At 56.8% G+C, this 17902-nt stretch carries 12 protein-coding genes and 4 tRNA genes; 8 read left to right on the top strand and 8 right to left on the bottom strand.

Annotated elements, in window-relative coordinates:
• Positions 1–161: 161 nt before the first annotated feature.
• Complete coding sequence (locus tag RGV06_RS20340; protein WP_007898912.1) at positions 162–386, bottom strand: hypothetical protein; 225 nt, start codon at positions 384–386, stop codon at positions 162–164.
• Positions 387–1385: 999 nt separating this feature from the next.
• Between RGV06_RS20340 and RGV06_RS20345 the strand changes: the two genes are divergently transcribed.
• Positions 1386–1709, top strand: coding sequence for a hypothetical protein (locus RGV06_RS20345; protein WP_037032656.1), 324 nt, complete (start codon positions 1386–1388; stop codon positions 1707–1709).
• Between the two features lie 172 nt (positions 1710–1881).
• Positions 1882–3246, top strand: coding sequence for a DNA recombination protein RmuC (gene rmuC, locus RGV06_RS20350; protein WP_322151933.1), 1365 nt, complete (start codon positions 1882–1884; stop codon positions 3244–3246).
• Positions 3247–3310: 64 nt separating this feature from the next.
• Here the strand turns inward: rmuC and RGV06_RS20355 are convergent, their stop codons facing one another.
• Positions 3311–6781: a PAS domain-containing hybrid sensor histidine kinase/response regulator gene (locus tag RGV06_RS20355; RefSeq protein ID WP_019827698.1), complete on the bottom strand. Its 3471-nt coding sequence runs from the start codon at positions 6779–6781 to the stop codon at positions 3311–3313.
• Positions 6782–7089: 308 nt separating this feature from the next.
• Here RGV06_RS20355 and RGV06_RS20360 point away from each other — a divergent pair, with 308 nt between their 5' ends.
• Positions 7090–8241, top strand: a complete 1152-nt coding sequence (locus RGV06_RS20360; RefSeq protein ID WP_019827697.1) for a TDT family transporter — start codon at positions 7090–7092, stop codon at positions 8239–8241.
• Positions 8242–8376: 135 nt separating this feature from the next.
• Positions 8377–10251 carry an MFS transporter gene (locus RGV06_RS20365; protein WP_322151064.1) on the top strand — a complete coding sequence of 625 codons (1875 nt, stop codon included), beginning with the start codon at positions 8377–8379 and terminating at the stop codon, positions 10249–10251.
• A 108-nt stretch (positions 10252–10359) separates the two neighbouring features.
• On the opposite strand, the gene sugE is transcribed toward RGV06_RS20365, so the two are convergent.
• From sugE to rdgC, 3 genes are all read right to left on the bottom strand, one after another.
• Positions 10360–10674 (bottom strand): quaternary ammonium compound efflux SMR transporter SugE, encoded by a 315-nt coding sequence (gene sugE / locus RGV06_RS20370; RefSeq protein WP_019827695.1) that lies wholly within the window; start codon positions 10672–10674, stop codon positions 10360–10362.
• 118 nt (positions 10675–10792) lie between these two features.
• Positions 10793–11758, bottom strand: a complete 966-nt coding sequence (locus RGV06_RS20375) for a bile acid:sodium symporter family protein (protein ID WP_019827694.1) — start codon at positions 11756–11758, stop codon at positions 10793–10795.
• A 136-nt stretch (positions 11759–11894) separates the two neighbouring features.
• A complete protein-coding gene (gene rdgC, locus RGV06_RS20380; protein WP_019827693.1) occupies positions 11895–12815 on the bottom strand; it encodes a recombination-associated protein RdgC in 921 nt (306 codons plus the stop codon).
• A gap of 160 nt (positions 12816–12975) precedes the next feature.
• On the opposite strand from rdgC, the gene RGV06_RS20385 reads away from it, so the two are divergent.
• The 4 genes from RGV06_RS20385 (at position 12976) to RGV06_RS20400 (ending at position 13537) form a co-directional block, all read left to right on the top strand.
• Positions 12976–13051: transfer RNA gene (locus RGV06_RS20385), tRNA-Val, on the top strand.
• A gap of 19 nt (positions 13052–13070) precedes the next feature.
• A tRNA-Asp gene (locus tag RGV06_RS20390) sits at positions 13071–13147 on the top strand.
• Positions 13148–13365: 218 nt separating this feature from the next.
• Positions 13366–13441: transfer RNA gene (locus RGV06_RS20395), tRNA-Val, on the top strand.
• Positions 13442–13460: 19 nt separating this feature from the next.
• Positions 13461–13537: transfer RNA gene (locus RGV06_RS20400), tRNA-Asp, on the top strand.
• A 151-nt stretch (positions 13538–13688) separates the two neighbouring features.
• On the opposite strand, the gene RGV06_RS20405 is transcribed toward RGV06_RS20400, so the two are convergent.
• The 3 genes from RGV06_RS20405 to RGV06_RS20415 form a co-directional block, all read right to left on the bottom strand.
• Positions 13689–16127, bottom strand: coding sequence for a TonB-dependent siderophore receptor (locus RGV06_RS20405; RefSeq protein ID WP_322151067.1), 2439 nt, complete (start codon positions 16125–16127; stop codon positions 13689–13691).
• 76 nt (positions 16128–16203) lie between these two features.
• Positions 16204–17190, bottom strand: a complete 987-nt coding sequence (locus tag RGV06_RS20410; RefSeq protein WP_048351038.1) for a FecR family protein — start codon at positions 17188–17190, stop codon at positions 16204–16206.
• Between the two features lie 7 nt (positions 17191–17197).
• Positions 17198–17716: a sigma-70 family RNA polymerase sigma factor gene (locus RGV06_RS20415; RefSeq protein WP_019827690.1), complete on the bottom strand. Its 519-nt coding sequence runs from the start codon at positions 17714–17716 to the stop codon at positions 17198–17200.
• Positions 17717–17902: the final 186 nt, after the last annotated feature.

The following is a 17902-nucleotide window of genomic DNA, read 5'->3' on the forward strand; positions in this document are numbered from 1 at the left end:
TGTCATATCTTTGCTGTAAAGGACTGTTTTTAAAACATTTCAAGCTTCGGGTCGGTGGCTATATATCCGCAAGGACTTAAGCAATGCCGAATGTTTCTTAAATGGCAGGCAACAAAAAGCCCTGCGGATCAGGCAGGGCTTGTTGTGTAACGCTCAAGCTTTCAGGCAACAAGGGCCTGACGAGTACGCTCGATCACAGCTTGCAGAGGTTCTGCGCTGGAGTATTGGTCAGGGTACAAACGTTCGCTGTGACGTGCGATACCGTGTTCGTTGACCAGGGTGAAGCTGAAGCATCCTTTGCGAGCGGCCATAATCAGGCAGTTCATTGGAGCAAAGGCGTTGGTTAGGGTGCGAATGGCATCCTGAGTATGGATTTGAGTAGACATAGTTATTAGGTGTTCCTACAAATGACACGGATTCGATCCGTGCTGCGTTAAAACGTTCCAGTGACGCCGAGCCATTCTTTGGCTGGACGAAGAACCTGACTGGAACAAAGCCGCCAGTTGGAGCGCATTAATTATGTGGCGCTTGGGCTGGCAGGTAGGTACTTAGGAGGGCAGGCAATCACAACTGGAGCTAAGGTTCCGTGCTCCGGGTGAAGATCCTGATCAATTTGCAGGTTGGTTCGGTCAGAGTAAAAGAACTTCGCGATACCCTGTGCGTTTGTGCAGAGGCTGTATCGTCGCAAGTTTTACCTGGAAACCATCTAGGGGGTCGATCCCGCTTTGTCAGCGCTGCTTTGCATTACGCAAGGTGGCTGGGGGGATTTGTTCGGCCCGAATTGACTTTCAGCTTGGTACTAACGCTGCGGATACTAACGGGTTGAAATATTAAACGCAAGTGTGCTAGAAAAAATACTTTACGTAGTCGTGGCTCATGCAGTGAGAAATCCACTGGCGGCTCCGTACTTAGTCAGTGGTTTTGTTTGGTAATAGTACATATTTGGCCATTTACCAGGGACCGCCGAGCGGGTTTTATTGACTCAATACCTGCACAGCAGCGCTCTGTAGCGGTGCGCTGGCCTACAGATTATGCGCTGTAACGGCCCGGATTCCTGCTCTGAATGTGAACTTGTGCACATTTGCAGTGCTGCTCACAAAATCGGCGCAGATACCCGTGTGTTAGTCCGCCTAGCCTGTCTGGTAAATTTAAGTCAATGAAAAACATCGTTTTTTTTAATTGGTGAAAAAATCGACAGTTTGACCTGAGGCCCCGTAGGGTGGGCCTTTGCGGGGGTTAAACTGGGGTTGTCCACTGACTTATCCACAGGATCTGTGGATTGTCCCGTGCGCTTGCTCTAGATCAAGGGTGTAGACTTTTTTCGACTTTACCCAAAGAAAAAAAGGAGTAGAGTGGCGCGCCTTCTGTTCTGCCCACAGTGTCGTATGAAGTTCCGCACAGCTACTTCCTCTGTTACTCGCTCAAATACATCCAATGATGCCCCCAAACGCTTTTCTTTGCGGGTGGCCATCTGGTTGCTGGATAACCCGCGCCTGGGTGCCAACCCCAGCGTTCAGCACGTTGCCGGACATTTGCTCAAGCAGCCCGCGCGCCAGGGTGTAGTACTTGCGCAGAGTCGTTTGGGGCAATTGATGTGCCGTGAATGCGGCAGCGCCCGCGACCAGCGTATCGGCCATGAATTGTTGCGTCAGGCGGCCCGTGCTGGCGATCGTCTGGCACAGCAGGAATTGAGCAAGGCCGAAGACTGAACTGTCTTCGGCGCTGTCTGTTGGTTACCCTTGCTCTTTTACCTCGCGTGGAGGGGTTATGGCCCTGGATCTGAGCAGTCTGTTGCTTGGCCTGGCAGCAGCAAGCGTGCCATTACTGGCGTTTATCTGGCAGTTGCAGCGTCGTGCCAGTGGTCATCACGCTGAGCTTGCGTTGCTCAGCGAGCGTTTGAACACGGCGCAACTGGCCCAGGAAGGCTTGAGTGCCCAGCTGGATGCGTGCCGCGACGAAGTCAGTGATCTGGGGCAGGCCAATGCAGCCAAGCAGGCCGAACTGGCCGCGCTGCGTCGAGAGGTCGAGTTGTTGCAGGTGGAGCGCGATAATGGACGCGATGCTGCCCACGCCTGGAACCTGGAGCGCAATCATAAAGAAGTCGAGCTGCGTCGCCTGGATGCTCATGCGTCTGCGCTGGCTGCCGAGTTACGCGAACAGCAAGACAGCCATCAGCAGCGACTCAATGACCTGCAAGGTTCAAGGGATGAACTGCGGGCGCAATTTGCCGAGCTGGCGGGCAAGATCTTTGATGAGCGTGAGCAGCGCTTCGCCGAAACCAGCAATGAGCGCCTAGGGCAACTGCTCGATCCGCTGAAAGAACGTATCCAGTCGTTTGAAAAGCGCGTTGAGGAAAGCTATCAGCAGGAATCGCGTGAGCGTTTCTCCCTTGGCAAAGAGCTTGAGCGCTTGCAGCAATTGAACCTGCGCCTGAGTGATGAGGCGACCAACCTGACGCGGGCCTTGAAAGGCCAGAAAACCCAGGGTAACTGGGGTGAGTTGATTCTGGAGCGGGTTCTTGAGCATGCAGGGCTTGAGAAAGGTCGCGAATACCAGACCCAGGTGAACCTCAAGGGGCCCGACGGCGAGCGTTTCCAGCCCGACGTGCTGATCATGTTGCCGGGTGACAAGCAGGTTGTAGTCGACTCCAAGGTCAGCCTGACGGCGTATCAACAGTACGTCAGTGCAGAGGACGACGTGATTGGGCAAGCGGCACTCAAACAGCACGTGTTGTCCCTGCGCAATCATGTAAAGGGGCTTGCCGGCAAAGACTACAAACGCCTGGAAGGGCTTCACAGCCTGGATTTCGTGCTGTTGTTCGTACCAATCGAGGCCGCCTTTTCGGCGGCGTTGCAAGCCGAGCCAAACCTGTTTCAAGAGGCTTTCGATCGTCATATCGTGATCGTCAGCCCTACCACACTGCTTGCCACCTTGCGGGTGATTGACAGCCTCTGGAAGCAGGAGCGCCAAGGCCAGAATGCCCGTGAAATTGCCGAGCGCGCAGGCTGGCTCTACGACAAATTCGTACTGTTTATTCAGGATCTGGATGAGGTAGGCAATCGCCTTCAGCAGTTAGACAAGGCCTACAGTTCAGCCCGAAACAAGCTCACTGAAGGGCGAGGGAATCTGGTTAGTCGCAGCGAACAGCTCAAGTTGCTGGGCGCAAGGGCCAGTAAAAGCTTGCCTGCCGACTTGCTGGAGCGGGCCATGACCGACGTTGATGGCGTGGCCCATCCAGCGGAATAAGAGCTGGAGATGGGGTTTATGGGATCAAGCATGCTCCCACAAGTTTAGCCCCCTCCCTTCGCTGTCAGAGCGGCACATGCCTGCTCAGCAGCGCTCGCAGAACCGCAGGCTTAACCGGCTTAGGCAGGTATTCAAGGCCTGCGGCATGCACCTGTGCAATCATCTCCGGGCGGCCATCGGCGCTGATCACCACGCCCGGGACCGGTTCGCCCAACTGTGTTCGCAGCCAGCCCATCAGTTCTGTCCCGACCTCGCCATCATCCAGGTGATAGTCAACCAGTACCAGTTGCGGCCGCACGCCTTCGTTGAGCAGTGCGGCGCACTCTTCGCGGTTGCGTGCCGTCCACACGCGGCAGCCCCAGCGTGTGAGCAGGCTCTGCATGCCAATCAGGATGCTGTCTTCATTATCGACACACAGCACTTGAGCGCCTGCCAGTGGTTGTCCATTCTGCTCGGCAGCGACGGGCTGCGGCGCCGCCTGGCTCTTCGCCATCGGCACGCTGACGCTGAACACGCTGCCAAAGCCGGGCCATGAGCGTACTTGCAGGGTGTGGCCGAGCACCTGGCACAAGCCGTCGGCAATCGCCAAGCCCAGGCCCAAGCCTTTTTCGGCGCGGGTCTGGTGGCTATCGAGGCGTTTGAACTCTTCAAAAATGACCTGCAGTTTGTCTTCCGGGATACCCGGCCCGCGGTCCCACACCTCAAGGCACAGTTCGCCGCCGCGTCGTCGTACACCCAGCAATACGGGGCCTTTGGCGTAGCGAAAGGCGTTAGTCAGGAAGTTCTGCAAGATACGCCGCAGTAACTTGATGTCGCTGTTGACCCGCACACGGCTGCCCCGAACTCTAAAGTTCAAGCCCTGTTCCTGTGCCTGGGCGGTGAATTCATTGCCGAGGGTTTCAAACAGATCGTTAATGGCGAAAGGTTTGATGTCGGGGGTGATCTTGCCGTTTTCCAGGCGCGAAATATCCAGTAGGTCACTGATCAGGTCTTCTGCGGAGCGCAATGAACTGTCCAGATGCTGCACCAGTTTCTGAGCTTCCGCGCTCAAGCCCTCTTCCTGGTGAGAGAGAGCAGCGGAGAACAGCCGTGCAGCGTTCATTGGTTGCATCAGGTCATGGCTGACGGCAGCCAGGAACCGGGTTTTGGATTGGCTGGCTGTTTCGGCCACGCCTTTGGCTTCGGTCAGCGCCTGATTCAGTTGCGACAGTTCAAACGTGCGCTCGGCCACCCGTTGTTCCAGGCCTTCATTGGCCTCGGTGAGCGCCTGCTCGGCTTCGCGGAACGCGGTAATGTCGGTAAAACTCATCACGAAACCGCCGCCCGGCATGGGGTTGCCGATCAGCTCGATCACTCGGCCATTGGGGAACAGCCGTTCAGAGGTGTGCGCCCGGCCCTGACGCATCCAGTGCAGGCGGCGAGCCACATGCACTTCAGCTTCGCCGGGGCCGCACAGGCCGCGTTCAGCATTGTGACGAATGATGTCTGCAATCGGGCGGCCCACGCTGATAAGGCCGTCGGGGTAGTTGAACAGTTCCAGATAGCGGCGATTCCAGGCCACCAGTTTGAGTGACTGGTCAACCACGCTGATGCCCTGGGTGATGTTCTCAATCGCGCCCTGAAGCAAGGCACGGTTGAACTGCAGCACTTCCGACGCTTCATCGGCAATACGTACGACGTCTTCCAGCTGCATTTCGCGGCCTTCAATGGCCGCTTTTACTACTGCGCGGGTAGAAGACGCGCCGAGTACCCCGGCCAATAGCCGTTCGGTATGGGCGATCCACTCGCCATTGGCGTTTTGGTTGGGGTTAAAGCCCTTGCCCTGACGGTACGCGAAGCGAATAAAACTCTGATGGGCGCGTTCTTCACCGACAAAGCGCGCCGCGAGGGCAAGCAGGTCGTTGACCTGTACCGAGAGCATGGAGCGGCCGCTGGGGTGGCTACTCAGTTCCTGGCCGATAAAGCGCCCGGCCTGCCAGTGTTCTGATACTCGGGTACGCGACAACACCGAGACCCATGCAAACAGGGTGAAGTTGCCGGCCAGCGACAGCACCACACCTTGGGTCAGCGGGGTGATCGACAGGCCCAGCGGATTGCTGTGCAACCACGCCAGCCCCGGGAAGTGGCTCAAGTGCCAACCAAAGCTGTGGGCGATGATCGGCAGTACCAGGGTGTAAAACCAGATAAAGGTGCCCGTAGCCAAGCCGGCAAAAACCCCGCGACGGTTGGCCTGCTTCCAGTACAGGGCGCCGAGCATGGCCGGGGCCAGTTGAGTGACGGCAGCGAAGGCGATCTGGCCGATGGTGGCAAGGCTGGCGGTCGAACCCAACAGGCGGTAGCTGACATAAGCCAGCAACAAAATCACCACAATCGATACGCGACGAACCGAAAGCATCCAGTGACGGAACACTTCGAAAGGGCGCTCGGCGTTCTTATGCCGCAGTAGCCACGGCAGAAGCATGTCGTTGGAGACCATGGTCGACAGCGCGACACTGGCAACGATCACCATGCCGGTGGCCGCCGATGCCCCGCCAATAAAAGCCAGCAAGGCCAGCGCCGGATGAGCCTGAGCCAGGGGCAGGCTGATCACGAACGAGTCAGGCAAAACTGAGCTGGGCAGTAACATTTGACCTGCCAGAGCAATCGGTACGACGAACAGGCCCGCCAGAATCAGGTACGCCGGGAACACCCATTTGGCCAGTTGCAGGTCTTGGGGCTCGATGTTTTCAACCACCGTCACGTGGAACTGTCGGGGCAGGCATATGATCGCCATCATGGCCACGCCGGTCTGGACCACCATCGAAGGCCAATTGATAGTTTCCTTCCAGTACTGTTCGAGTCGCGGGGCGAGCATGGCCTGATTGAAGAGGTCGTCGAAACCGTCATACAGGCCATAGGTCACAAAGGCGCCCACGGCGAGAAATGCGAACAGTTTGACCAGCGACTCAAAGGCAATTGCCAGCACCATGCCCCGGTGGTGCTCGGTGGCGTCGAGGTTGCGCGTACCAAACAGTATGGTGAACAGTGCCAGTACCAGCGTCACGATCAGTGCCGTGTCCTCGACCCGTGAGCCGGTAGCGTCGGCGCCTGCTCCGATCAGCAGGTTAACCCCGAGCACAATGCCTTTGAGCTGCAGGGCGATATAAGGCAGTACACCCACCAGGCAGATCAGTGCCACCACAATCGCCAGCGACTGGGATTTGCCGTAGCGGGCGGCGATAAAGTCGGCAATCGATGTGATGTTCTCTTGCTTGCTGATCATCACCATCTTTTGCAGCACCCAGGGCGCGCATACCAGCAGCAGCACAGGCCCCAGGTAAATCGGCAGGAACGCCCAGAGCTGCTCGGCGGCCTGACCGACGGCGCCAAAGAACGTCCAGCTGGTGCAGTAAACCGCCAGCGACAGGCTATAGACCCACGCGCGAACCCGCGGCGGCAGCGGTTTGCTGCGCCGGTCACCATAGAAGGCAATGGCGAACATGATGGCCATATAGGCGAGGGCGACGGCGGCGATAAGCCCGCTGGACAACGACATGGACACTCCTGAGCGTGTAAGACCCGAGCAATCCGGCTGCGGGAAGCTAGTCTCGCATGATGTTCGGGGCGCGTCAGTGTCGACGATGGTCTGAGCGCGGCCTGGTGTCGCAGTTACAGGTTTGGCCTTTGTGCCGTCTGTGAGGCGGTGGGCGGTGGTAAAGAGTATTAATCGGGCGTGGTGTGCTTGAGTTCAGGATATTCTGCGTTATCTATTAAATAGATAACAGTTAGAGAAATTACCCGTTATATAGATATTCGATTTGGTTCTACTCTAGTCCTACCTCATATGAGGAACAGGAGGAACCCATGACTTGCCCTAACAAAGCCAATGCCGGTTTTCGGCCCTTTAGCCACTTGCAGCACCCGCGCGAAGTGATCCGCCAGTTCACACCCAACTGGTTTGCCGCGACCATGGGGACGGGGGTTTTGGCGCTGGCGCTGGCTCAGTTACCAGTGCATATCCCTGGCCTGCGTGCCTTTGCCGAGGGGCTATGGCTGTTCAATATCGGTTTGTTCATCCTGTTCAGCGTGCTGTATGGCGCGCGCTGGATGCTTTACTTCGACGAGGCCCGACGCATTTTCGGACACTCCACGGTGTCGATGTTCTTCGGCACCATCCCTATGGGTCTGGCGACCATTATTAACGGCTTTCTGGTGTTCGGCGTGCCCCGCTGGGGCGGCGAAATGGTGCAGGTGGCCGAGGTGCTGTGGTGGATTGATGTGGCCATGGCGCTGGGCTGCGGAGTGCTGATCCCTTATCTGATGTTCACCCGCCAGGATCACAGCATTGACCAGATGACCGCTGTCTGGCTGTTGCCGGTAGTCGCAGCAGAGGTCGCTGCGGCCAGTGGCGGGCTGTTGGCGCCCTATCTGACGGATACTGCCGCGCAGTTCCACGTGCTGATTACCAGCTATGTGCTGTGGGCATTTTCGGTGCCGGTGGCGTTCAGTATTTTGACCATTTTGATCCTGCGCATGGCGCTGCATAAGTTGCCCCACGAGAGCATGGCGGCTTCCAGCTGGTTGGCCTTGGGGCCTATTGGCACCGGCGCCCTGGGCTTGTTGTTGCTGGGGGCCGATGCGCCGGCGATTTTTGCCGCCAATGGCCTGGCGCGGATCGGTGAAATCGCGGAAGGTCTGGGGCTGATCTCCGGGGTTATTTTGTGGGGCGTTGGCTTGTGGTGGATCGTTATCGCGGCGCTGATCACGATTCGTTACTTCCGCTCGGGAATCCCGTTCAATCTGGGCTGGTGGGGCTTTACCTTCCCGCTGGGCGTGTACTCGCTGGCCACCTTGCGCCTGGGCAGCATGCTGCAGCTGACCTTCTTTGATGTGGCCGGTTGTGTGCTGGTGGTGGCGCTGGCGCTGATGTGGCTGCTGGTGGGGACTCGCACGGTGCAAGGCGCTTATCGTGGCGAGCTATTTGTGTCGCCGTGTATTGCAGGCTTGAAGAAGTAAAATTTGTGCTCGGGTTCTGTGGGAAAACGCCGAATTAGGTGTAACCGCAAACAGAACCCGAGCAAGGTTGTGTCCTGAGTGTTACAACGGCCCTCCAAAGAGAAAGCCTATCAGCGCAACGTGAGTACATGGACGATGAGCCACCCCTCGCAATTCAGTTTGCTAAGCAAGCGTCGCTTCCTGCCTTTTTTCGTGACCCAGTCCCTGGGCGCTCTCAATGACAACCTGTTCAAGCAATCTCTGATTCTGGCCATCCTTTATAAGTTGAACATCGAGGGTGATAGGGGGATTTGGGTCAACCTCTGTGCGCTGCTTTTCATCGTGCCGTTTTTTCTGTTCTCGGCGCTGGCTGGGCAGTTCGGTGAAAAATACCCCAAGGATCGCCTGATACGTCTGATCAAGTTGGGTGAAATCGCGATCATGATCGTCGCGGCCATAGGGTTTGCCTTTGATCATCTGGCCTTGATGCTGGTTGCCTTGTTTGCCATGGGCACACATTCGGCACTGTTCGGGCCGGTGAAATATTCGATCCTGCCGCAAACCCTGCGTGAGGAAGAGTTGGTCGGTGGTAATGGTCTGGTCGAAATGGGCACTTTTCTGTCAATTTTGGCGGGCACTATTGGTGCCGGAATCATGCTGTCGTCCAGTAATTACACAGTAATAGTCTCGGTAGTGATCATTGCGGTGGCAGTGTTGGGGTACCTGGCCAGCCGCGCCATTCCAGCCGCGCCTGCTGATACGCCGCAGCTTCGTTTGAACTGGAATATTTTCAGCGAGTCCTGGGCCACCCTGCGTATGGGGCTGAATCAGACGCCTGCCGTGTCGCGCTCTGTAGTGGGCAATTCGTGGTTCTGGTTTGTGGGCGCGATTTACCTGACGCAGATCCCGGCCTATGCCAAAGACTGGCTGTATGGCGACGAGACCGTGGTGACGCTGATACTCACTGTGTTTTCGGTGGGTATCGCCCTGGGATCGCTGCTGTGCGAGAAGCTTTCAGGGCGCAAGGTCGAGATTGGCCTGGTGCCCTTTGGCTCATTTGGGCTGACCGTGTTTGGCCTGCTGCTGTGGTGGCATTCGGGGCAGATGCCGCAAAACATTCAGACCAACGATTGGCTGGGCGTGCTGGGGTTCAGTCAGGCCTGGTGGGTGTTGTTCGATATTCTCGGACTGGGTGTGTTTGGTGGCTTCTATATAGTGCCGCTGTACGCACTGATTCAGTCCCGTACCTCCGAAAGTGAGCGGGCGCGGGTCATTGCCGCCAACAACATCCTCAATGCGCTGTTTATGGTGGTGTCGGCGCTCGTCACCATCCTGTTGCTGAGCGTGGCCAAGTTGACGATTCCCGAGTTGTTTCTCGTGGTGTCGTTGATGAACATCGCGGTCAACACTTACATCTTCAAAATCGTTCCTGAGTTCAGCATGCGCTTCATGATCTGGCTGCTCAGCCATTCCATGTACCGCGTGCAACACAAGCACCTGGATCTCATCCCGGATGAAGGCGCGGCGTTATTGGTGTGTAACCATGTATCGTTTGTGGATGCACTGCTGATTGGCGGCGCGGTACGCCGTCCGATTCGTTTTGTGATGTATTACAAAATCTACAACCTGCCAGTGCTGAACTTTATCTTCCGCACAGCGGGCACGATTCCGATTGCCGGACGTGGCGAAGACGAGGCGATCTACGAGCAGGCGTTCGACAGGATTGCCCGGTATCTGAACGATGGCGAGTTGGTGTGCATCTTCCCTGAGGGCAAACTCACCACCGATGGTCAGATCAATGAGTTCAAGGCGGGAGTGACGCGGATTCTGGAGCGCACGCCGGTGCCGGTGATTCCGATGGCGTTGCAGGGGTTGTGGGGCAGCTTCTTTAGTCGCGACCCGAACAAGGGTTACTTCAAGCGACTTTGGTCACGGGTGACGTTAGTCGCTGGCGAGCCGATGCCGGCCACTGAGGCCACGCAGAAAGTGTTGCGTGAGAGGGTGACGGCGTTGCGCGGGGCGGTCAAATAGGTAACACAAATGTGGGAGCGGGCTTGCTCGCGATACAGGCGCTGCGGTTCTTCAGTAAAACCGCATCGACCGCCATCGCGAGCAGGCCCGCTCCCACAGTTTGTTGTGTTATGCGCTGATCTTGAGGCCAACCAGGCCGGCAATGATCAGGGCCACACTGGCCAGCCGGAACAGCGCCATCGACTCACCAAACAGGATGATCCCGGCGATCACCGTACCTACTGCGCCGACACCGGTCCAGATTGCGTAGGCAGTGCCCAGTGGCAGTTCTTTCATGGCAAGGCCCAGCAGGCCAAGGCTGATGATCATGGCGCCTACGGTCAGTGCCGTAGGTAACGGGCGGCTGAAGCCGTCCGTATATTTCAGGCCAACAGCCCAGCCAACTTCAAACAGGCCAGCGAAAAACAGAATGATCCAGGACATATTCATCTCCATCAACTGATGGGGTCGTCCCCAGAATAATCACTCGTTGAGTCGCGAGGTCGTCCTCGCAGTGCGCAGTATATTGCACATGATTATTCCGTCAGGCAACCCCGAAATTTCACTCAGTTGCAGCTTTGGCTGCCGCCAGACGATCTTCTTTCTCGCTCATGCGACGGAAATACGTCGACAGCAGCGCCCCCGAGATGTTGTGCCACACACTGAACAGCGCGCTGGGTACGGCTGCCAGCGGCGAGAAGTGTGCGCTGGCCAATGCCGCGCCCAACCCGGAGTTCTGCATGCCGACTTCCAGCGCCAGGGATTTGCGTTGGGCCAGCGGTAGCTTGAACAGACGACCGGTAAAGTAGCCTAGCAAATAGCCGAAGCTGTTGTGCAGTATCACCACGGCCATGATCAGCAAGCCCGATTTGGCAATCTGAGCCTGACTGGCCGCCACTACGGCCGCGACGATGATCACGATGCTGACCACCGAGACCAGGGGCAGTACGTCCACGGCAAAGCGCACCCGTGCACCGAGCAGACGTTGGGCCAGTACACCAAGCACAATCGGCAGCAGCACAACTTGCAGGATCGACCAGAACAGCTCCATGAATGAAACCGGCAGCCAGGCTGAAGCCAGCAGCCAGATGAGTGCCGGGGTCAGCAATGGGGCGAGGAGGGTGGTCACGGCGGCAATCGCCACAGACAGTGCAAGATCACCGCGTGCCAGCCAGGTCATGACATTGGACGAAGTGCCGCTTGGGCAGCAGCCAACCAGAATCACGCCGACGGCGATCTCGGGTGGCAAGTGGAACACTTGGCAGAGCAACCACGCCACGCCGGGCATGATCACAAAATGAGCAACCACGCCCAACGCCACGCGCCACGGATGGCGGGCGACTTCGGCGAAGTCTTCGAGTTTGAGGGTCAGCCCCATGCCGAACATCACGACGCCCAGCAAAGGCACGATGTAGCCTTTAAGGCCGACAAACCAGGCGGGTTCAAGAAACGCCAGCACGGCGAAAATCAGCACCCAGTAAGCAAAGGTATTACCGACAAAGCGGCTTAAAGCAGCCAGTGCGCGCATGGTGATCCTTATTATGATTATGGTGGTGGATATGAGTGTGGGAGCGAGCCTGCTCGCGATAATCGAGTGAGCGCCCTGGCGCTTCGACCTTCGCGAGCAGGCTCGCTCCCACAAAAAGACGGTTGCAGTGGGTTGTTTAGATCCCCTGCGGAATCTCTTCGCCGCCCAGTGCTTCAAACAGTTGCGGCAAGAACTCGCCGAAAGTCAGCATCATCAGGGTGAAGCTGGCGTCCTGCTGGCCCAGATCGTCGTCACCGCCGTCCTGTTCAGCCTGGTCTTGGAGCAAGTCTTCGAACTTGAGGCGTTTGACCACCAATTTGTCATCCAGTACGAACGACAGTTTGTCTTGCCATGCCAGTGACAGTTGGGTCACCACTTTACCGGTACTCAAATGCAGCTGGATCTCGTCGCTGGTCAGGTCCTGACGTTTGCAGCGAATGATGCCGCCGTCTTCATGGGTATCGCGCAGCTCGCATTCGTCGAGGACGAAGAAGTTGTCGGCGGCTTTTTGGGTTTTGACCCACTCGGTCATGACGGCGCTTGGTGCGATTTTGACTGCCAGAGGGCGAACTGGCAGCGAGCCGATCACTTCACGCAATGTGGACAGCAGGTCTTCGGCGCGTTTTGGGCTTGAAGCATTAACCAGGATCAGGCCCTGCTTGGGGGCGATGGCGGCAAAGGTCGCCGAGCGGCGAATAAAGGCACGGGGCAGGAACGCCTGGATGATTTCATCCTTGAGCTGATCGCGCTCCTTCTTGTAGACCTTGCGCATTTGCTCGGCTTCGATCTCGTCGACCTTTTCCTTTAAAGCATCGCGCACAACGCTGCTTGGCAGGATGCGTTCTTCTTTACGAGCGGCGATCAGCAGGAAGTCCTGGCTGACGTGAACCAGGGGTGCGTCTTCGCCTTTGCCGAACGGGGCAACGAAACCGTAGGTGGCTACTTCCTGGCTTGAACACGGGCGGGCCAGTTTGGTGGCCAGTGCAGTTTCCAGCACCTGCGCATCAAAAGGCAGATCTTGGGTCAGGCGATAGATAAGCAGGTTTTTGAACCACATGGGGTGAATCACTCCTATATACAAAGACGCATTATTCGCTTGATAGCCTTAATAGGCCAACCCTGCGCTAAGCCTTTGTCACCGTTAGAAAAATTATTTTAAAAAGTGCTTGCCAGACTATAGGTCGCTACGTAGAATGCGCGCCACACCGAGAGTGAAAGGGTGATTAGCTCAGCTGGGAGAGCATCTGCCTTACAAGCAGAGGGTCGGCGGTTCGATCCCGTCATCACCCACCATTCGCTCACAGTGTTACGCGCAGCGGTAGTTCAGTCGGTTAGAATACCGGCCTGTCACGCCGGGGGTCGCGGGTTCGAGTCCCGTCCGCTGCGCCATTTTTTGTACCATGAGCCCCTTGAACGCTTGTGGTTGGATAAGCCCGCTAAATGCAGGTTTTCCTGAAAGGCTTCGATATTGTAGTTCGCTGCAATATCAAAGATGCAGGGCGTAGGAAACGGAAGTTTTTACAGGGTTTTGAAAAAAACTTGAATAAAAACAACCACTTACACAAAAAGTGTGAGAGAATGCGCTCCGCAACGAAAGTGAAGTGAAAGGGTGATTAGCTCAGCTGGGAGAGCATCTGCCTTACAAGCAGAGGGTCGGCGGTTCGATCCCGTCATCACCCACCATTTACTTTCAATGTTACGCGCAGCGGTAGTTCAGTCGGTTAGAATACCGGCCTGTCACGCCGGGGGTCGCGGGTTCGAGTCCCGTCCGCTGCGCCATATTCGGAATACAAGCCCCTTGAACGCTTGTGATCCACATGAAGCCTGCCTAGTGCAGGCTTTTTTGTGCGCGTGTGTTTTGTTGGCGGCATAAAACCGTAGCAGCTGCCTCGTTCCTACGGCAGCTGCTACGAAAATTGCATTTGCCCTTTTAGAAGTCCCAGCGCGTTGTCACCATTACGTTGCGCGGATCACCGTAGTAGGACGAGTTGTAAAAACCGACGTTGGTGTAATACGACTTGTCGAACACGTTGTTCAGGTTGACGGTGGCCGACAGGTTTTTCGAAATCTGATAGCGCGCCATCAGATCAACCAGCCAGTACGGATCCTGGGAAAACTTTTCCTCGACGCCACCTTTGTTCCAGTTGGTCAGCACCTGCCATCCCGTGCTCTGCCAGCGAACACCGCCGCCCAACGTCAATTTGTCGAGATCACCGGTCAGCTTGTAGCTGGTATACACGTTGATCTGGTCTTCAGGCTCCCACGTCGAGACCTTTTTGCCACTTTGGTCGCGTATGACCTTGTGTGTGTAGCCCGCTTGCAATTGCCAGCCAGGCATCAGCTCCCCGGAAATTTCTGCCTCATAACCCTTGGTCGTGGCTTTGATGCCTTTATAGGCGTAGTCAATGTCGGGGTTAGTTGGATTGCCGTTGTAGGCCGTATCTGCTTCAGGACGGTTGTCCTGATGTACTTCGAAGTACGCCAGGCTTGAATTCAGGCGGCCATCAAAGAACTCGCCTTTCAGGCCCAACTCATAGTTGGTGCCTTCATCCGGCTCAAGCATCTTGTTGTCGCGGTTGCGGTAGTACGACTGCGGCAGGAAGATTTCTGTATAGCTGGTGTAGGCCGAAATAGTGTCGTTGATGTCGTAGATCAAGGCTGCATAGGGAAGCACTTTGCCCGTATCTTTAGCGTGACTGGTGCCGGTCAGGGTGTAGTTGGCCACTCGGGTGCCCAGCATAAGCTTCAGGTCGTCGGTCAGGCTGAAACGACCCGTCACGTATGTACCTGTCTGACGCGTGGTTTCATCATTGATCGACGTGACATTACCCCAGTCCGGCTCAAGGCTGTCGCCCTTCCAGTTGTAGTAGTCGTAGGCGTTGTTCACCATCTTGGCGTTGGTGTAATCCTTGCCGGTCCAATGGGATCTGGAGACCGAGCCGCCAATGACCAGCTCGTGTTCGCGTCCCAGCAGGCTGAAAGGGCCAGTGGCAAAAATGTCACCGCTGTCGCTGACGTATTCACCGGTGTACTTGCGGGCAAGCATGGGCGCAAGGCCGGTGGTGGCATCCGGATCGAGCAATGCACCCAAAGGGGCGTTATAACCGTTGATTTGATGGTTGTATTGGCCTTTGACTACCCAGCCACTGTCAAAATTGTGCTCCAGGGTCGAGAAAACCGTCCGGGTGTATTGCTCCCAACTGCTCCATTTTGCGCCGTTGTTGAATGATCGAGAGGTGCTGATTCGATCACCCTTGGAGTTGAAGAGCGAGGCGCTGCCCGACCAGCTTGAGCCTTTGGGGTTATTGTCCTGATAGTCGGCGCCAAGGGTCAGCAGGGTGTCTGGGCTCAAGTCCACCTCAAGAATGCCGTAGTACACCTCGCTGTCGCGCTTGTAGTGATCCATGAACGAGTGCTTGTCCTGATAGGCCGCCACCGCCCGGCCACGCACATTGCCGCTCTCGGTCAAGGGCCCGCTGACATCGATCTCGGAGCGGTAGTTGTTCCAGGAGCCCGCTCCCACGTCGATATGCGCCTTGAATTCATGGGTGGGTTTTTTACGCACCATATTGATGGTGCCGCCCGGCCCCCCGGCGCCGGTGAGTAGCCCTGTTGCGCCCTTGAGGATCTCGACCCGGTCGTAGATCGCGGTGTCGGTCAGGGTGTGCCCGGCAGAGTATTGCGGGTCTTGCAGGATCGGGATGCCGTCGTACTGAAAGTTTTTGATCGCAAAGCCGCGGGAATAATAGCTGGTGCGATCACTGTCGTAGGTGGCCACGGTGATGCCGGGAGTGTGGCGCATCACATCATCGATCGAGTTGAGGCCAAAGTCGTCCATTGCCTGGCGCGTCACTACGGAAATCGACTGCGGTGTTTCTCGCGGTGTCAGCACCATGCGTGTTGCGGTTGCAATGGAGCCTGGGGTGTAGGAGCCGGACCCTTCGGTAATAGTGCCCAGCTGGTTGGCGCTGACCTGAGTGGCGCCCAACTCCAGCGAACCGCTCGCAGACGGTAGAGCGTCGAGCATATAGCCATTGGCACTTTTGACCGCTGTGTAGCCACTGCCACGTAGCAGTGCTTCGAATCCGCCTTGTTCGTTGAAGGCACCCTGCAGACCAGGCGTCGACAGACCCTCCAGAGTGCTCGACTGAAAAATGATCGCCACACCGGCCTGCTGCGCGAAGCGATTTAACGCGTTGCTCAGCGGGCCTGCAGGAATGTCATAGGTTTGCACGGCCGCCGATTGTGCCTGGGCGGTCGAGGTACAGATCACACCGGCCGCCGAAGCGACACTCAAGTGAATTGCCAGGGCCAGCGGCGTGCAGGTGCGCGGGCCAAGGCGCCCGCGCAGGTTGGAGGAAGTCAGCATGGAAAGCGCAGTCCTTTGTGAGTCGTTGTATCTACCTTGACGGCTGACTCGAAAAAAGCGGAACGAATGGGAATTATTATTTTTTAGGCGGCTGCAGGTGGCTGATCACAAGGAGCCACGGTGTATAGGTTTTGATCTGCACGGGCAGGGTTTCGGCGATCAGTTGCAACGCCCGGTCGGTATCGTCCAGGGGTAGCACGGCCGAGACACGCAAGCTGGCCAGGGCTGTGCGATCAAATTGCAAATGGCCGCGACGATGGCGAGAAATTTCATCGAGCACCTGAGGCAGGGGCTCGTTTTCAACCACCAGTTGATGGCGCTCCCAGGCTTGATTGATGCTGGCCGCAGAAACGGTTCCAGAGAGCTCGACCGAGTCGCGGCGAATCAATGCCCGGGAGCCTGCATCCACTTCCAGGGTTTGCTGCTCATTGACGCTTTGTGCCGCTACACGTGACTGCAACATGCTCAAGACGGTGGTGTCACCTTGGCGTTTGACCACGAAGCGGGTGCCCAATGCTCGCATGCTGCCTTGAGCCGTCTGCACTAAAAAGGGTCGGGCGCTGTCGTGGGCGACGTCAATCAGCACTTCACCCTGAAGCAACTCAATACGGCGTTCTCGTCCATCGAAATGCACGTTGACCGCACTGGTACCGTTTAGGGTAATGGTCGAGTTATCGGCCAGACGCCGGGTCTCCCAATCGGTAGGGCCGGTGCTGATATCGGCCGTCCATTGCTCGGGATAAGGGCTTTTCATGATCAGCGCAATGGGCAGTGCCAGGCAGCTGGCAATCAGTAATGCGCGCAGGTGCTGCTTGCGTTGGGTAGCAGGTTTTCGCCGGTTAAACGCGGCGTTAAGCGCCGCTTTTGCCGGAGCTGAATGCTCGCGAAAGGCTTGCAGGCGGTTAATCACATCCTGCATGCGCAGGGCTGCGGCAGCGTGTTTCGGACTTTGTTGCTTCCAGCACTCGAACTCCAGGCGCAGCGTTTCACTGAAGTCGTCTTCGTGCAGGCGAAGAATCCATTCGGCGGCTTGTTCGTCTATGGTTTGACGCTGCTCGGACATGGTTGTTTCAGGTATCCAGACTGTGGCTGCAGTGCAGCAGCGCCTGGATCAGATACTTGCGCACTGTGCGATCAGACAACCCCAGTTGTCGGGCAATCTCGCACTGGGTCAGGCCGTCCAGGTAATACATCACGAAAGCCTGGCGCGCCTTGTCCTGCATGCCTTCCAGAATAAACGCAATCTGCTCGAGGGCTTCCAGGGTGGTCAGAATCTGCTCGGGTGATTGAAAGTTTTCGAGTGCTTCTGTGGTCAGGGCCAGCTCTTGCAAGTAGGCGTTTTCTATCTGTTTGCGGCGTACCTGATCGATGATCAGTCGGCGTGCCGTCGTGCTCAAAAAGGCGCGGGGTTCACGCAGTGTGGCTACAGACTCGCGGGCATTGAGGATTCGGGAGAAGGTGTCTTGGGCCAGATCAGCTGCATTTTGTGCGCAACCGAGCTTTCTGCGCAGCCAGCCAAACAGCCAGCCGTGATGTTCGCAGTACAGTTCAGTAATAGCGGTCTGGTAGGGAGGTTCACCCGAAGACATAGGACATTGCCTAAACGTTATTGAGAATAATTACCAATTCTTAACGAAAGTCTGGGGTAAACGCAAGGTGGGTGATTAGAGTAGAGCAGAGCTCAGTAGCAGCTGCCGAAGGAACGAGGCTGCGTCCGGCGGCGCAGCCGTCGTAAAACCAGACATTGTGGTCGTTCAGAAAAATCTCGGACTCAG

This window comes from Pseudomonas sp. CCI3.1, from assembly GCF_034313985.1.
In the GTDB taxonomy this organism is placed as follows: Bacteria; Pseudomonadota; Gammaproteobacteria; order Pseudomonadales; family Pseudomonadaceae; genus Aquipseudomonas; species Aquipseudomonas psychrophila.

Excerpts from the sequence above, each read along its gene's own strand:
- RGV06_RS20340 (WP_007898912.1), bottom strand. The coding sequence starts at position 386 with ATGTCTACTCAAATCCATACTCAGGATGCCATTCGCACCCTAACCAAC.
- RGV06_RS20345 (WP_037032656.1), top strand. The coding sequence starts at position 1,386 with ATGAAGTTCCGCACAGCTACTTCCTCTGTTACTCGCTCAAATACATCC.
- RGV06_RS20355 (WP_019827698.1), bottom strand. The coding sequence starts at position 6,781 with ATGTCGTTGTCCAGCGGGCTTATCGCCGCCGTCGCCCTCGCCTATATG.
- RGV06_RS20360 (WP_019827697.1), top strand. The coding sequence starts at position 7,090 with ATGACTTGCCCTAACAAAGCCAATGCCGGTTTTCGGCCCTTTAGCCAC.
- RGV06_RS20365 (WP_322151064.1), top strand. The coding sequence starts at position 8,377 with ATGAGCCACCCCTCGCAATTCAGTTTGCTAAGCAAGCGTCGCTTCCTG.
- sugE (WP_019827695.1), bottom strand. The coding sequence starts at position 10,674 with ATGTCCTGGATCATTCTGTTTTTCGCTGGCCTGTTTGAAGTTGGCTGG.
- RGV06_RS20375 (WP_019827694.1), bottom strand. The coding sequence starts at position 11,758 with ATGCGCGCACTGGCTGCTTTAAGCCGCTTTGTCGGTAATACCTTTGCT.
- rdgC (WP_019827693.1), bottom strand. The coding sequence starts at position 12,815 with ATGTGGTTCAAAAACCTGCTTATCTATCGCCTGACCCAAGATCTGCCT.
- RGV06_RS20405 (WP_322151067.1), bottom strand. The coding sequence starts at position 16,127 with ATGCTGACTTCCTCCAACCTGCGCGGGCGCCTTGGCCCGCGCACCTGC.
- RGV06_RS20410 (WP_048351038.1), bottom strand. The coding sequence starts at position 17,190 with ATGTCCGAGCAGCGTCAAACCATAGACGAACAAGCCGCCGAATGGATT.
- RGV06_RS20415 (WP_019827690.1), bottom strand. The coding sequence starts at position 17,716 with ATGTCTTCGGGTGAACCTCCCTACCAGACCGCTATTACTGAACTGTAC.